The sequence below is a fragment of the Roseospira visakhapatnamensis genome (assembly GCF_014197915.1).
Taxonomy (GTDB): domain Bacteria; phylum Pseudomonadota; class Alphaproteobacteria; order Rhodospirillales; family Rhodospirillaceae; genus Rhodospira; species Rhodospira visakhapatnamensis.
Genome location: NZ_JACIGK010000033.1, coordinates 18,124 through 33,110, shown reverse-complemented (window position 1 = coordinate 33,110; position 14,987 = coordinate 18,124). Strand labels below are relative to the sequence as shown.

Genomic DNA, 14,987 nt, shown 5'->3' with positions numbered 1-14,987 from the left:
CTCGTGCGCGCCATCTCCGACAAGCGAACCCTCAAGACCCGACGCAAACGGGCCGCCTGGGATCCCAGCTACCTCGCCTCAATCCTCAACATGAATATCCCGTAATCTGGATTCGGAGCCCTGCGGTACGCAACCACGGCCTTGTCTCCCGGGGCACGGCCGATATCCTGGGTCACATGGGTCTTGTGGTGGTGGGTTGTACAATCGCCAGCGCCTGCACTCGGCGCTCGGCTACATCACCCCAGAGCAGGCCGAGCTTCGCGCCGCGTAACCCCGTGTCCACTTTTTCGGGGCAAGGTCACACCATTGCTCGGTTGATCCCTTGGAGCAGATGTCGTTATGCCCCGGCAGGGCACCGGCATGGGCGAGATGTGAAAAGCCTTTCGCACGGTCGGCCGCGCCTTGGCGCCGGCTCTCGACGATCAACCGCTTCCCGTACGAGGCACCGGCGCGGACCGAAGCGGACGCGAAACGAATGATCCTTGACCGTCAGGCGGGCGATCGCAGCATCCACATTCTCCGAGGCTTTCAACGACAGTTCAATCAGCGAACACGAGGGGTGGAATTTGGGCGGGTGCGCCCGCGATCGATTGCCGCTTGGAACTGAACCGGGCACCCGACATAAGAACTCACTGCTTGTGTCGGGGGGTATGACACGCGGATGGAGTCCCGCTTCCTGGGCTCCCCAAGAGAAATGCGGGTTTACCCCATCAGCAGTCGGGCGTATGGTTGGGCCGACCTGAAACTGCCTCGTAATCGCAACGCATGGCCGGTCATGCGACCTTGATCGTTCTCGGTTCTCGGACACACCACCCGGCCTGCGGTCCCGTCCTGATGCACGGCGGGGACCCGTCTCCAAGGCATGGTGCCGGCCTTTCCGACCCACCAGGACAGTACCAGAGCCTCAGGATGAGTGACCGCCCTCACCGCGACCCTCCGACGCACGGCCCCCATTCGGGAGAGGCGCGCCCTGGCGGACCATCCGCGCGGGCCGCGACGTGGCGACACATCCCCGGCGGCATCTGGGCCCTGGGGATGATCTCGCTGCTGATGGACATCTCGTCGGAGATGATCCACGCCTTGCTGCCGGTCTATCTGGTCGTCGGCCTGGGCGCGTCGGCGCTGACGGTCGGGATCATCGAGGGCGTGGCCGAAGCCACGGCGTCCATCGTCAAGGTGTTCTCCGGTGCTTTGAGCGACAGGTTGGGCAGGCGCAAGGTGCTGGCCGTGGTCGGCTACGGCCTCGCGGCCCTCACCAAGCCCGTGTTTCCGCTGGCCACATCCGTCGGCTGGGTGGTCGGCGCGCGCTTCATCGACCGTGTCGGCAAGGGGATTCGCGGCGCGCCCCGGGACTCGCTGGTGGCCGACCTCAGCCCGCCCCACCTGCGGGGTGCCAGCTTCGGGCTGCGCCAGTCGCTCGACACCATCGGCGCGTTTACCGGCCCGCTCCTGGCCATCGGGCTCATGGGGGTGTTCGCCGACGACTTCGTGTCGGTGTTCTGGGTCGCCGTGATTCCCGCCGTCCTGGCCGTTGGGGTGCTCGTGGTCGCCGTCCAGGAGCCCAAACGCCCGGAGGGCCAACGCCCCGTCCGCCGGCCGCTGAGCCGCGCGGAACTGGCCCGTCTTGAGGGTACATACTGGTGGGTGGTGGCCGTCGCCGCGCTGTTCACCCTGGCGCGCTTCAGCGAGGCGTTCCTGGTCCTGCGCAGCCAGTCGGAGGGTCTGCCGCTGATGCTGGTGCCCGCCGTTCTGGTGGTCATGAACATCGCCTATTCGCTGTCGGCCTACCCGGCCGGCGCGCTGTCGGACCGCATGGACCGGGTCTCGGTTCTGGTCGTTGGCCTGTTGCTGCTGATCGCCGCCGACCTGACCTTGGCGTTGGCGCCGGGACTTGTGGGCATCGGCGTCGGGGTGGTGTTCTGGGGCCTGCACATGGGCTTCACCCAGGGCGTGCTGGCGCGCCTGGTGGCCGACGTCGCGCCCCCCGAACTCCGGGGTACGGCCTACGGGATGTTCAACCTGGTGACCGGGGTCGCCCTGCTGGCGGCCAGCGTGATCGCCGGCGCGCTGTGGGACGGCGTCGGACCGCATGGGACCTTCCTGGCCGGTGCCGCCTTCGCGGCCTTGAGCCTGCTAGGGCTGCTCCCCCTGCGACGACGGCTCATCGGGCATGAAACACCCTGACCCGCTCACCACAGGCATACGGGAGACCAGAGAGGGTGTCCAAGTCCACCGACACGGTCGATGTGTCACGATACCAAGCCCTGTTCCGACGCCGGATCCTGATCGTGCTGGCGCTGGCGGTGGCGGCCGGGGCGGCGTTCCTCCTGGATCTCGCCACCGGGCCATCCCGCCTGGGTCTTGACGAGATGATGCGGGGACTGTTCACGCCCGACAGTGTCTCCCCGGCCGTGCGGGTCATCCTCTGGGACGTGCGGCTGCCCTATGCCGTCATGGCCGTGCTGGTCGGCGCGGCCCTGGCGCTCGCCGGCACCGAGATGCAGACCATCCTGAACAATGCGCTGGCCAGCCCATTCACGCTCGGGGTGTCCTCCGCCGCCGCGTTCGGCGCCGCCCTGGCCATCGTGCTTGGGTTGGCGGTGCCGGGCGTGACCGGCCCCTGGGCGGTGTCCGCAAACGCCTTCGTGTTCGCCTTTGGATCCGTGCTGCTGTTGCAGGTCCTGGCCCGATCGCGCGGTGCGGGGGTGGAAACGCTGACCCTGTTCGGCATTGCCCTGGTGTTCACCTTCAATGCCCTGGTCGCCTTGCTGCAGTTCGTCGCCAGCCAAGAGGCGTTGCAGCAGCTTGTGTTCTGGAGCATGGGCAGCCTGGCGCGCACCAACTGGAGCAAGGTGCAGGTCCTCGCCCTGATCCTGGCCGTGACGGTCCCGTTCTCGCTGGCCAGCGCGTGGCAGATGACGGCCTTGCGGCTGGGCGAGGACCGGGCCCGCAGTTTCGGCGTAAGGCTCCAGCGCCTGCGGTTCCTGTCGCTGCTGCGGGCGAGCCTGCTGGCGGCGACGGCCGTGGCCTTCGTCGGCACCATCAGTTTCATCGGCCTGGTCGGCCCGCATATCGCCCGCCTGCTGGTGGGTGAGGATCATCGCTTCCTGCTGCCGGCCAGCATGGTCTGCGGCGCCCTGATCCTGTCGCTCGCCTCGGTGGCCAGCAAGACCCTGGTCCCCGACGTGCTGCTGCCGGTGGGGGTGGTCACCGCCCTGGTGGGCATTCCGTTCTTCATGACCCTGATCTTCCTGAAGCGGCCGCGCGCATGACGATCCCCCCGGAAACCACGCTTCATCTGGATGCTCTGTCAGTTGGATATGGGGCGCGCACGGTCATCGACAGCCTGTCGCTGCCGCCCTTCCGGGGGGGCGAGATCACCGCCCTGATCGGGCCGAACGCGGCCGGCAAGACCACCTTGTTGCGCGCCCTCGCCGGGTTACATCCCGCCCGAGGCGCCCTCCGCCTGGGGGACGCGGACCTGTTGCGCCTGGACGGCGCCGCCCACGCCGCGCGCGTCAGTTACATGCCGCAGGCCCTGCCGCAACGGGTGGCCCTGACCGTCTTCGAGGCCACGCTCAGCGCGCTCCGGGCCTCGCCCTCGGCCCGTCCCGATGCCCGGGCCGCGCAAGCCCTGGTCGGCGAGACCCTCGACGCCCTGGGAATCGGCGCCCTGGCGTTTCGATCCCTCGACCAGTTGTCCGGCGGCCAGCGGCAACTCGCCAGCCTGGCCCAGTCGGTGGTGCGCCGGCCGTCGGTGTTGCTGCTAGACGAACCCACCAGCGCGCTGGATCTGAACTATCAGTTTCGGGTCATGCACCTCGTCCAGTCGATCGTCCGCGCGCGCGGGATCATTGCCGTGGTGGTGCTGCACGACGTCGCCCTGGCCTGCCGCTGGTGCCAACGCATCGTGATCCTATCCGATGGCCAAGTGGTGGCGGACGGCCCCCCGGCCGAGGCCATCACCCCCGATACCCTCGCGCGGGTTTACAGCGTGCATGCCAGGGTCGAGGCCTGTTCGCGGGGTGCGGTTCAGGTGATGGTGGACGGCATTCTCGCCGATGGGCCACCGTCATGTTCCGGCGACGTCATGCCACCGCGCTCATCGTGATCCCGGCTCGACAAGCCGTGTCCAGAAGACGCCATCCATCGACGTGACGGCGGAGAGTTCGGATATGAACGCCCTGGTCTCGTCTGGGTTGATATCGCGAAACACTGTGGGGTGGATGGACTTCGCCAGGTATTCCAGGGCCATGATGTCCAAGGGCGAGTTCAGCAACTGATGCGACAGGCCATGCGCGCGGCCATTCAGAACGGCGGGCAGGTCCGCGAACCCCGGCCGCGACACCAGATGGGCCAGAGACGCGCGGGCTTGGCTGTCGCTGAATCCGGACCCGAGGACCAGCCCTCCGCGCCGTTCCATGTGCGGGCCGCCGGTGGCGATATAGACCTCGGGCGCGCGCGTGATCACATACTCCAGGCTAAGCCAGCCGGCCGGGGAAGGGATCGCGTCACGACCAATGTTGTCCCCGCCGACGAAGTCGATGTACTCGCCGATGCGGCCGTTGCCGGGTGACGCGCAGCAGTCCTCTGACAGTCCGGCGTGCGGCTCCAGAAACACCGCTGGACGCGCCTCCTCGGGCAGATGCGCGACCCTCTCGGCAATGACCCGCATCCTTTCTCGCCGGAAGGCGATAAAACGCTCCGCGCGCGCCGTACTGCCCGTGGCATGGCCCAGCAGACGCAGGCTTCGATCGACGTTCTTCAGGGGATACGTGAAGAAATCGAGCACAAGCACCGGGATGCCAGCGGCCTCGATGCTGGCGCGTTGCTCATCGGATAGGCTGCTGCCCAGGGGGAAAACCGCGAGGTCAGGCCGCACGGCCAGGATCTGTTCCACCGATTGAACCCGTGCGCTGCCGGCGACTTTTGGGAGCGAGGCGATGGCCGGCGAAGTCGCGCGAAGTTGGGTGTACGTATCCGGGCCAATGTGGTCGATGTCGTGGGGCCAGGCGGCGAGCAGGCTGACCGGATCGGGGTGGATCAGCGACAGGGCCACGAGAAAACGGCCATCGGTGATCAGAAGCCGGCGCGCCGGCTGGTCCAGGGTGATCTGGCGCCCGGTCACGTCGGTGAGGGTTACCTCCGCCCGAGCGCCGGTGGACGCACCGACGCCGCTTATCAGGATGGCCGCCATCAGGATGCCCATCATCACGGTGGCAACCCGTCGCCGAAAGACATCAGGGCATTGCGCCCACCTGACCCGCAGCCGCATCAACAAACCCCTTCCTCCCCGGTTCCACGCCGCCGCCGAACAGCGATCAGAAGCTCGCTTTCACGCTCAGCATCGCAGAGAGAGGTTGTCCGTAGAAGTTAAAGACCGACGTGCCGCCGACGCGTTCGTAGTATTTTGTATCGAACACGTTGTTGACGGACAACGTTGTCGAAAGATTCTCCGTGAGATCGTAGCGTGCCATCAGGTCAACAACGGTGTAGCCATCCGCGTTGATCTCCACGCCACGGTTGACGGAAGAAAAGTCGCTGAACGCCTTTACGCCTCCGCCAACCGTCAGGCCATCCAGCATGCTATTGCCGGAGAACCGGTACGTCGTCCAGACATGGGCCATGTGCTTGGGTGTCACGGCGCTGAAGGTACTGCCCTCGTTCATCCCGTTGGTGTACTTCGTTTCCGTGTAAGTGTAGCCGGCAAGGACATCCCACCCCGGCAAAACCTCGCCACTGGCTTCAAGCTCGATGCCCCGGGACTCCACTTCCTCGCGCGCTTCGTAGTTTCCGTCTTCGTTCTGAAGGGCGCGGTTCTTGTCGCGAATCAAGAACAGCGCGCCGGAGACATTCAGGGACTCGTCGAAAAATCCGCCCTTCAGGCCGATCTCATACTGTTCGCCCTGCCGTGGATCGAGCGGCTGGTCGTTGACATCCACCTGAGACTGCGGTTGGAAGATCGCCGTGTAGCTGGCATAGGCGGACAGCTCCGGCGTCACGTCCAGCACGACCCCCGCATAGGGCGTGAACTCCCCGTTCAGATCGATGGTGGCCACGGTGTCGGATGTGTTCAGATCGATGACCTCGGAGTCATACCACGTCATCCGCCCACCACCGATCAGGGTCAAAGCGCTGACGGGCCTGATGCGGACCTGACCATACACGCCATACTGATTGACCGTTGTTTCTGTTCGCGAAGTGTATGTGACGGTCGGCTCCGGGATGTCCGTGTTCCAGTTGTAAATGTTGTTGGCGGTCGCGATCCGCCCGACCTCGGAAGACAACGTGTCCACCATGCGCTGGTAGTCCGCGCCGACCAGCACGTTGTGGTCCTGCCCCAGAAGGGTAAAGGGCTTGGTGACGTGTGCGTCCAGAGCTAGGGACGTCTGGTCCAGCTTGCGCGCGAGCCACCGCATCGAACTCACCTGGCCGGTTTCGTCCGCGGGACCGCCGGCGAAGGCGTACAGGAAGTCCACCCATCGGTCGGCGTATCGGGCCGATATCTTGGCGTGACCACCGTCATCGAAGCGGTGCTCCAGCTCTCCGATGTAGTCGGTAATGAAGTTGTCGAATCTGTTCCAGTCGGCGGCCGTGGTGGTTGAACGATCCACATCCACGAGGTCGCCGTTGGCGAAGGTGGGAAGCCCGTTGTTGGGTAAGATGTCCCTCTCCGCATGGCTCACGGTGATGCTCGCCGTGGTCTGCTCCGTCAGATCGGCCTGCACGGTTCCATAGGCGAGGCGCGTGGTGTTCTCGCTGTCCTCGATCCAGCTTTCCTGGTCATCCTGGGCCAGGACCAGCCGGCCCCGGAGTGTTCCGGACTCATTGAAGGGGGTGGACACATCGCCCTCAGCGCGGAACCCGGCCCAGGTGTCACCGGTCAGCGCAGCATAGCCTTGAAAGGTTCTGACCGGCTGCTTGAGGCTCATGTTGATGGCGCCGGCCGGCTCTCCGGCTCCACCGAACAGGCCGGCAGGTCCCTTGAGGATTTCAATGTGGTCGACGATGGCCATGTCCGGCTGGGTGCCGTAGATGCTCAACTCCGGCGCGGGCAGCCCGTTCAGGTAAAGAGAGTCGAACTCGAACCCGCGGGCCAGGATGCTGGATCGGCCGTTCTCGTTGTTGAGAACGAGGATGCCCGGCGCTTCACGCAAGGCAGTGTCCATGGAGCGCGCCCCTCGATCCTCCAAGTAGTCCCGGGTCAACACCGTGGTGGACTGGGGCACTTCCCGGGGCGGCAGGGCTTCTTTCTCACCCACGCTGATCAGATCGCTTGTGTACCCAGCCGTCGTCTCGGTGCGGTATCGCGACCCGGACACGACGAGCGCCGGCAGAACGACGGGATCATCGGACTCGCTGGCTGCCGTCCCGACCCCGATCGGTTCCGGTGACTCAGCGGTGTCCGCCGCATCGGCTGGATAGGCCAGGCTTCCAGCCACCACCAAAACGGCCATGAATGGAAGCCCCACATGGGGAGTCGACGAAACGTGACCGACGAGCATGCCCTCAAGTCTCCTGGCTGGCGTCATTCTGCGGCGATGAGACAGGGAGCAAGCCCCATCCATTCCGTCTTCCGGATCCGGAGACGGCACTCCGACGCGGATGACTCTCACTCTTAATTTGCGTACTGTCTTATCGGAAAGAGGCTTTTGGGGGCTATGCCGGGTCCGTTTGTGGGACGCTCAAAGGTCTTTGCCAAATGGTCACGGTGGCGGGCGCGGCTTTGGAGTTGATCGGGCGGGTCGTGCCAACGAAGTCCATGCCCGAAGTCAAGATACGAATGCATGGGAAGTGATCGAGAGGGAACGACTCGTCCTCTGTGATCACCAGAATCAACACTGGCGCAAGAACCGATGACGTGTAGAAGAAGTATCGCGTGCCCCCAGTCACGCCCTCTCTCATCCATTGTGGATACGAGTACCATTGAGGAATCTCTTAAGAAGGTCGGATCAAATTTCCATGTCGTCACGCCACGAGACGCAACAAGCGCGGCCCTAAGGGGGCACTATGGCTTGCTTTCTTTGCGAAGCGGCATGCATCTGCATTTTTCGGACTCTGTCGATCTTCATGACATGGTCACCCGCCTGGAACAGCGCCCAGGTTTGACCATCCAGGTTTTTCTACAGGGACCCGTTGACGCCACCGTCGGCGGTCGTTCGCTTTTTCCCGAGGGAGACGGACATGCGCTCGCCGACACCGGGCCACGCGCCTTGATGATCGCACGCGCCCGTCCCGAATTGTTCGAGCGACGCGGACAAAAAGGCACCCGTGTCCGAAAGGTCAGCGTGACCTTGTCTCATGACTGGCTGGCCGAGTCCGATCTTGGCGCGGGAGACGGTGCTTTCGACATCTGGCGTTTTTCCCAGAGTCACCTGGCGCAGCGCTACTGGCGCCCAAACTCACGCATCGTCGCCCTGTCGGAAAGCATTCTGTCCGAGGCGCACTATACGGGGTCTTTTCGCACACTCCATCTGGAGAGCCGGGTCCTTGATCTCATCGCTACCGCCTTTTCCTCGCTGGCATACGACCCGGCTCCACAACCCGGCCGGTCCCTTTGCATGCGGGACCTTCGGCGCATGCGCCTGGTCGAGGAATACCTTGACGCTTGTAACCCTGATACCGTGACCCTGGAGGACATGGCCCGAATGGCCGGCGTCAGCATCAGTACTTTGCAGCGAATGTTTCAAGGTGTGCATGGCATGGGGGCCTTCGAGTTCGTCCGCCGCCGCAACCTGGAACGCGCGCGCTTCGCCTTGGATCACCAGGGGCTATCGGTCAAGGAAGCCGCCTATCTCGCCGGCTATTCCAACCCGGCCAACTTCTCGACGGCGTTTCGGCGTCACTTTGGCCGGAGCCCACGGCACGGGAGACGGGAGCCGCAGGTCTCATGAGATGGACACCCTACGCCTTTCCAGCCGCGCCCACCGACGACTCACACCAGACCCACACGACGCAACAGCGGCTTCTGGTCACGCTAGATGGACGGACGTACCGTCTGTTCCGTGCGCTACCCCGCCGCGAGGCGCTGTCATCCGGGTATCCGGTCCTCTATCTGCTGGATGGCAACGCAGCGTTCGAGGGGTTGACGCCGGCGTTGTTGCGGAAGGTGCCCGAGCTTCTGGTGGTCGGTGTGGGTTACGATACCGACCAGGGCTTCGCGGTCGCCGACCGCTGGCTCGACTACACACCGCCTTTGGGGGCCGACGGCCCCGTTCCGGATCCGCAGCGCCCTGAGCGCATGGCCGGCGGGGCGGATCGGTTCCTGTCCAGGTTGATCGGACCCGTGCGGGAGGCGGCGGAACAGGGCGTGGCCGTGGACTCGTCCCGCCGTGACCTGTGGGGACATTCTTTCGGTGGCCTGTTCGTCTTGTATACGCTGTTCATGGCACCGGAGGCGTTTCGTGGCTTCTGTCCGGTCAGTCCCTCCCTGTGGTGGGGCGGGGACATTATGGAGCGCCTGGAAGCCATGGCGGCCGCGCCCCCGACACCTCCCGCGCATGTCCTCATCATGATGGGCGACCGAGAGGTGCGATCCGGTCAGCCCCCCCCGGAAACGCCCGGGCCGGCACCGGCGACTCTCGCGATGATTGACCGGCTGAGAGTGCGCCAAGACCTGTGCGTTACGGCCCGTGTTCTGGAGGGTATGGGCCATCGTGCCGCCCTGTTTGCCTCCCTTCCTCATGCCCTGAGAGCCTTCTCCGATTGCAGCGATGGAGGTCACGCTGCTTCATAATCTGTCCATTAGCGTGCAAAAATGGATCTGACTCAATCTGAGTGCGCGGCGGCTCCGTTTTCGGTTCAAATGGCCTGAGCGGCGCGGGCGAAGACCAGATCGATCTTGCCTCGTCCGTACATCTGGCGCTTGACCAGCTTGACCTTCGTGTTTCGGCCTCCTCCCGCAGGCGAGCCGGCGCTTGATGGTGGCCGCCGCGTAGCCTTCGGCGCGCATGGCCGTGATCCACTCAACAACGGCATCCTTGCCAAAAACTGGGTCTGGGCCAGCCTGCCGCACCCATCGGGAGAACGCTGTTAGGTCTTGTCGGTAGGCGCGCAGCGTATGATCAGACAATCCCCGAGCGCGACCGGCCGCCAGAAAATCGTCGTCGACGGAACTCAAATTCATCGTGAGTTTTTCGCCTGTAAGGTACGCAATGAGCACTCAAGGCAATATACCTCACGGAAGAATAAGATTTCTAGTTGGGTTCGAGAAAATTCGCGAATTCCGGAGGCGTGTATGCCAATAAATAAAGTATAGAATCGCATCATAACCTTATATGATATGTTCATTGGGCGTTCGTTCTATTTTTAACGTATTTTGCAGATTTTCAAATTCTGGAACTTAAGCGGATTTGCAGCGTAAATGGGTTCCCCGCCGATGTCTTCGCGAGAAACCCAGGACAGATATATTCTAATTTTGCGATAAGTGCCGCCCCGATGATATCCGACACCTTTCCGGCGGCGGCCTTTTTTTTGCGTTTGCCCCCAGCGATAGGTGAGGCGATCTTGCGCTCGGCCTTCTCAAGGTCGGCTTCGACTGTCTTGCGGTTCGCCTGCTTCGTGAACGGCGAACCGGCCTCCGCCATCTTGACCATCCAGCCGCTCTTCGTCAGCGTTACGCCGGACACGGTCCTGACCGATCACGACAGCGTCGAGGCCTGAGAGCCCGATCTGAAAAGAGTTGAGTGATTTCAGTCTGTTGTGATTCCATGGTTGGTGTCTATGCAGCCAGGGAGCACACCATGTGGACTGAAATCACTCGGCCAAAGTATGAGCGGACGGGCCGGCGCTACGCAAGCGACGCGACCGATGCGGAGTGGGCGTTGATTGCGCCGCTGCTGCCGGCGCCGAAGCGCGTGGGACGGCCGAGGACGACGGACCTGCGCGATGTGCTCGACGCCATCCTGTACATGGCCGCGACCGGGTGCCAGTGGCGGATGGTGCCGAACGACTTTCCGCCGGTCTCCACGGTGCGAGGCTACTTCTATGACTGGCGCAACAACGGCGTGCTTCGCACGATCAACCATCACCTCGTGATGGCGGCGCGGGAGGCGGCCGGGCGCGAAGCGAGCCCGACGGCCGGCGTGATCGACAGCCAGAGCGTCAAAACCACGGAAAGCGGGGGGATTTCAGGCTACGACGCCGGCAAGAAGATCAAGCGGCGCAAGCGTCATATCGTCACCGACACCCTGGGGCTGCTGGTCGGCCTGGCCGTCCACGGTGCCGACATCCAGGACCGGGACGGGGCACCCGGCGTGCTGAAGTCCATCCGGTCGTCCTACCCCTGGCTTCGCCATATCTTCGCTGATGGTGGCTATGCCGGACCAAAACTCAAAGGAGCGTTGGAGAAGATCGGACGCTGGACGATAGAGATCGTCAAACGCTCCGATGCCGCGAAGGGGTTCGAGGTGGTGCCCCGGCGCTGGGTCGTCGAACGCACCTTCGCCTGGCTCGGACGCTGCCGACGCTTGGCAAAGGACTGGGAAAAAACCATCCAGAGCGCCGAAGCCTGGCTGCTCATCGCCCACATCCGGCGCGTCACCCGCCTCCTCGCAAAAACCTGACCGGCTTATCCCCCTGCGTCCGGCAACCCCATGATGTTGGGGTCGCATGGGCACGAACTGCTCTCCATCATGGACCGACCTGAACCAGGGGGATAAGCCTCAAACCTGATATGCCTCACGAAGTTTCGAATCGGACTCTCAGCGCCACCGTCAAGCGGTGGCGTCCGCGCTTCCCGCGGGCGGGAGACGGATCAGGACCGGGCGCCGGAGCCGGTGCTCCTCCAGGTTCCGGCCTGGCCCGAGCCGGTCCAACACCAGGAACAGGCCCGACCCCGCAATGGGTGTCAGCACGCCGTGCCAGACATTGCGGCCGATGTTGACGGGCTGGTCGGGGCCGGCCAGGAACGCCCGCGGCGTTCCCGGCGCCCCGCCGATGTCCGGCGCGACCGTGACCAGGACGTGCGAGCCGTCCAGGGGCACGAAGCACTGGGAGCCCCCGGGATGCCGCTCCATCAGGTCCAGGCGGTGCGGCAGGGTCCGGACCTGGGCGCGGAACAGGCTGACGCCGATGCGGCCGTCGCCGGCGTCGAGCCGCGCCAGGTCCGTGAACCGCTGGCACAGGCCCTGGTTGATGGTTCGGGGCGGTGTCCGGTCCGCCGTGATCAGCTCACCGAAGGGCGCGAAGGCGTCCGCCGTGATCGGCCGCGCGGTCACGGTCGCGGCATCGTCGCCGCCCGTGTCGGGGGTCATCGGACCCATGCCGGAAACGTCGCGTGGCGGTTCACGTCCTTGTACAGCAGGTAGCGGAACCGCCCCGGTCCGCCCGCGTAGCAGGCCTGAGGGCAGAAGGCGCGCAACCACATGAAGTCGCCGGCCTCCACCTCGATCCAGTCCCGGTTGAGGTGGTAGACGGCCTTACCCTCCAGCACATACAGCCCATGCTCCATCACGTGGGTCTCGGCGAAGGGGATGCAGGCGCCCGGGTCCATGGTGACGATGGTCACGTGCATGTCGTGGCGCATGTCGGCGGGGTCAACGAAGTGCGTGGTGGCCCAGCCCCCGCCGGTCCCGGGCATGGGCGATGGCGGGATCAGGGTCTCGTTGGTGACCAGCGGATCGGGATGATCGAGCCCCGCCACCGGCTGGTAGCGCTTGCGGATCCAGTGCAGGCGGGCGGTTCCGCCGGCCCTGTTGCGGATCGTCCAGCCGCACCCCGGCGGCAGGTAGGCGTACCCGCCCGGACCCAGGTCATGGGGGGCTTGGCCGTTCGGGCCCAGCGTCACCGAGACGGTGCCATCCAGAACGAAGAGAATGCCCTCCACCGCCGCCTCCGGCTCGGGAGTCTCGGAGCCTCCCCCCGGTCCGATCTCCACAATGGCCTGGGCGAAGGTCTCGGCGAAGCCCGTCATGGGTCGCGCCAGCACCCAGGCGCGGGTGTCGTCCCAGAACGGGAAGGCGCTGGTCACGATGTCCCGCAGGGTCCCCCGCGGGATCACCGCGTAGGCCTCGGTGAAGACGGCCCGGTCGGTCATCAACTGGGTCTGGTGTGGCAGGCCGCCACGCGGAGCGTGATAGGGGCCGGCCCGACGGGTCTCGTTGGTCATGAGGCGTCGACGTCCGTTGGGGCATCCGTTGCGGCGACGGGCACGCCTGTCCGTGCGGGCAGGCCGCCGGTGGTGATGATGAACGAGACGATGACCTCCAGGCCCTCGCCGGTCTTCAGGTTGGTCATGACGAACGGGCGGTCGCCGCGCATCCGCCGCGCGTCCGCGTCCATGACGTCCAGACGCGCGCCCACCAGCGGCGCCAGATCGGTCTTGTTGATGACCAGCAGGTCGGAGCGCGTGATGCCCGGCCCGCCCTTGCGCGGGATCTTCTCGCCGGCCGCGACGTCGATCACGTAGATCGTCAGGTCGGCCAGCTCCGGGCTGAAGGTGGCGGCCAGGTTGTCCCCGCCGCTCTCGACCAGAACGAGATCCAGGTCCGGAAACCGGCCGCACAGGACATCGATGGCGGCCAGATTCATCGAGGCATCCTCACGGATCGCCGTGTGCGGGCAGCCGCCCGTCTCGATACCCATGATCCGCTCCGCCGGCAGCACGCCGGCCTCGGTCAGGATGCGCTGGTCCTCGCGGGTGTAGATATCGTTGGTGATGGCCGCGATGCCGTAGCGGTGCGTCATCACCCGGCACAGGTGTTCGAGTAGCGCGGTCTTGCCGGAGCCCACCGGGCCGCCGACGCCGACCCGCAACGGGTTGGAGGAGGACACGGATTCGATCATGATCGGAACAGCCTCGTGTATTGGGTTTCATGGCGCATGCTGGTCCAGTCCACCATGGGCGCGGCGCTGCCCCGGTCTGACCAGGGGCGGGCAAGCGCATCCTCGGTGGCCGTGACAAACACCGGCACCAGCGCGGCTAGGGCCTGCTGTCCGGTGGTCTGCCCCAGGGGCACCAGGCGCACCCCGGCGGAGACCAGGTTGGCGCCCAGAGCGTGCAGGACCCCGGCCAGCACCGGGCGCAGGGGCAGGCCATGGCAGGCCGCGGCCACCCCGACCGCGACCGGATAGGCGGTGTCGAGACCGGCGCCGGTTAGCGCGGCCCGGACCTCGGCGAGGCCGGCGACCGGCCAGCCGTCGCCGATGGCGCGCAGGAAGGCGGCCCCCTGGGCGGCGGCTTCCTGGGCCATCTCCGCCGTGCCGCGCAACGCGGCGGCCTCGTCGGCGACCGCCAGCAGGCGGGCGCGGTCCCCGGCCTGGACCGCGAGATAGGCCTCGCGCAGGCAGTCGGCGTCCAGCCGCCCGGCGCCCTGTTCGACGATCCAGCCCACCCAGTCGGTCAGGCTATCGCGGTCGCGCACCAGCCCGGCCTCGACGGCCGCCTCCAGGCCGTGGCTCCAGGTGAAGGCGCCGACCGGAAAGGCGGGCGACAGCCAGGCCAGCAGCCGATGCAAGGCCGGGTCCGCGATGGGCCCGTCCACGGGCTCAGGCGTGGTCATGACCGTGCCCCGATGGATAGGCCCCGCCCTCCGGCGCGAAGGGCGCGTCGTGCCGGGACACGGTCCCGCCCAGGCCGCGCGCCATGTCGGCGATGACATGGTCGTCGGCGATTCGCAGGGTCAGGCCGTCCGCCAGCACCTCGACCGGCAGGTGCCGGTTGCCCAGGTGCCAGGCCATGCGGGCGGCGTGGCGCGCATCCGCGCAGGTGATGTCGAGCACCGGCTCGGCTCGCGCCACCACCCGAATGAACGGGCCGTCCGTCAGTTCCAGGCCGTCGCCGTCGTGCATGGCCACCGCCGTCGGCAGGTCGAGCAGGAAGGCGGCCCCGGCATCGTCCCGCAGGCGCACGCGGCGCCGGTGCCGCTCCGCGCGGGTCAGGGTCACGCGCCCGCCGGTCCGCTCCTCGGGCCAGGTGCCGGCGGGATGGTGGCGGATGGCGCGGCGTGGCGCGCCCTCGGTCACGGTCATGGCATCGGGTCCGGGCG

14 protein-coding genes and 1 pseudogene are annotated in these 14,987 nt (G+C 65.8%); 6 read left to right on the top strand and 9 right to left on the bottom strand.

Going from position 1 to position 14,987, the window contains the following annotated elements:
• Positions 1-1,035 precede the first annotated feature (1,035 nt).
• From GGD89_RS16925 to GGD89_RS16915, 3 genes are read left to right on the top strand one after another with little or no spacing between them, the layout of a single operon-like run.
• Complete coding sequence (locus tag GGD89_RS16925) at positions 1,036-2,184, top strand: MFS transporter (protein WP_246423193.1); 1,149 nt, start codon at positions 1,036-1,038, stop codon at positions 2,182-2,184.
• A 35-nt stretch (positions 2,185-2,219) separates the two neighbouring features.
• A complete protein-coding gene (locus GGD89_RS16920; RefSeq protein WP_184047751.1) occupies positions 2,220-3,272 on the top strand; it encodes an iron chelate uptake ABC transporter family permease subunit in 1,053 nt (350 codons plus the stop codon).
• Complete coding sequence (locus GGD89_RS16915; protein ID WP_184047747.1) at positions 3,269-4,111, top strand: ABC transporter ATP-binding protein; 843 nt, start codon at positions 3,269-3,271, stop codon at positions 4,109-4,111. The genes GGD89_RS16920 and GGD89_RS16915 overlap by 4 nt, the downstream gene beginning before the upstream one ends.
• Here the strand turns inward: GGD89_RS16915 and GGD89_RS16910 are convergent.
• Positions 4,103-5,212, bottom strand: coding sequence for an ABC transporter substrate-binding protein (locus GGD89_RS16910; RefSeq protein WP_184047744.1), 1,110 nt, complete (start codon positions 5,210-5,212; stop codon positions 4,103-4,105). The two genes, GGD89_RS16915 and GGD89_RS16910, sit on opposite strands and share 9 nt — an antisense overlap.
• A 109-nt stretch (positions 5,213-5,321) precedes the next feature.
• Positions 5,322-7,505, bottom strand: a complete 2,184-nt coding sequence (locus GGD89_RS16905; RefSeq protein WP_184047741.1) for a TonB-dependent siderophore receptor — start codon at positions 7,503-7,505, stop codon at positions 5,322-5,324.
• Positions 7,506-8,036: 531 nt separating this feature from the next.
• On the opposite strand from GGD89_RS16905, the gene GGD89_RS16900 reads away from it, so the two are divergent.
• Both GGD89_RS16900 and GGD89_RS16895 read left to right on the top strand, forming a co-directional pair.
• Positions 8,037-8,894, top strand: a complete 858-nt coding sequence (locus GGD89_RS16900; protein ID WP_184047738.1) for a helix-turn-helix transcriptional regulator — start codon at positions 8,037-8,039, stop codon at positions 8,892-8,894.
• Entirely contained in the window at positions 8,891-9,736 is an 846-nt protein-coding gene (locus GGD89_RS16895; RefSeq protein WP_184047735.1) for an alpha/beta hydrolase, read from the top strand. The genes GGD89_RS16900 and GGD89_RS16895 overlap by 4 nt, the downstream gene beginning before the upstream one ends.
• Before the next feature lie 180 nt (positions 9,737-9,916).
• Here the strand turns inward: GGD89_RS16895 and GGD89_RS20690 are convergent.
• A pseudogene (locus GGD89_RS20690) lies at positions 9,917-10,126 on the bottom strand (site-specific integrase); the annotation flags it as partial.
• Positions 10,127-10,328: 202 nt separating this feature from the next.
• A complete protein-coding gene (locus GGD89_RS16885; RefSeq protein WP_184047729.1) occupies positions 10,329-10,595 on the bottom strand; it encodes a hypothetical protein in 267 nt (88 codons plus the stop codon).
• Positions 10,596-10,742: 147 nt separating this feature from the next.
• Here GGD89_RS16885 and GGD89_RS16880 point away from each other — a divergent pair, with 147 nt between their 5' ends.
• Positions 10,743-11,564, top strand: a complete 822-nt coding sequence (locus tag GGD89_RS16880) for an IS5 family transposase (RefSeq protein WP_425503052.1) — start codon at positions 10,743-10,745, stop codon at positions 11,562-11,564.
• 150 nt (positions 11,565-11,714) lie between these two features.
• Here GGD89_RS16880 and GGD89_RS16875 read toward each other — a convergent pair whose 3' ends face one another.
• From GGD89_RS16875 to GGD89_RS16855, 5 genes are read right to left on the bottom strand one after another with little or no spacing between them, the layout of a single operon-like run.
• Complete coding sequence (locus GGD89_RS16875; protein WP_221238530.1) at positions 11,715-12,263, bottom strand: ureidoglycolate lyase; 549 nt, start codon at positions 12,261-12,263, stop codon at positions 11,715-11,717.
• The gene (locus GGD89_RS16870; RefSeq protein ID WP_184047723.1) at positions 12,251-13,108 is read right to left on the bottom strand and encodes a bifunctional allantoicase/(S)-ureidoglycine aminohydrolase; all 858 of its coding nucleotides are present in this window, start codon (positions 13,106-13,108) and stop codon (positions 12,251-12,253) included. The genes GGD89_RS16875 and GGD89_RS16870 overlap by 13 nt, the downstream gene beginning before the upstream one ends.
• Positions 13,105-13,785 (bottom strand): urease accessory protein UreG, encoded by a 681-nt coding sequence (gene ureG, locus GGD89_RS16865; RefSeq protein ID WP_184047720.1) that lies wholly within the window; start codon positions 13,783-13,785, stop codon positions 13,105-13,107. The genes GGD89_RS16870 and ureG overlap by 4 nt, the downstream gene beginning before the upstream one ends.
• Positions 13,782-14,501 carry an urease accessory protein UreF gene (locus tag GGD89_RS16860; protein WP_184047717.1) on the bottom strand — a complete coding sequence of 240 codons (720 nt, stop codon included), beginning with the start codon at positions 14,499-14,501 and terminating at the stop codon, positions 13,782-13,784. Before GGD89_RS16860 ends, ureG begins: the two co-directional genes overlap by 4 nt.
• Positions 14,488-14,970, bottom strand: a complete 483-nt coding sequence (locus GGD89_RS16855; RefSeq protein WP_184047714.1) for an urease accessory protein UreE — start codon at positions 14,968-14,970, stop codon at positions 14,488-14,490. Before GGD89_RS16855 ends, GGD89_RS16860 begins: the two co-directional genes overlap by 14 nt.
• Between the last annotated feature and the right edge of the window lie 17 nt (positions 14,971-14,987).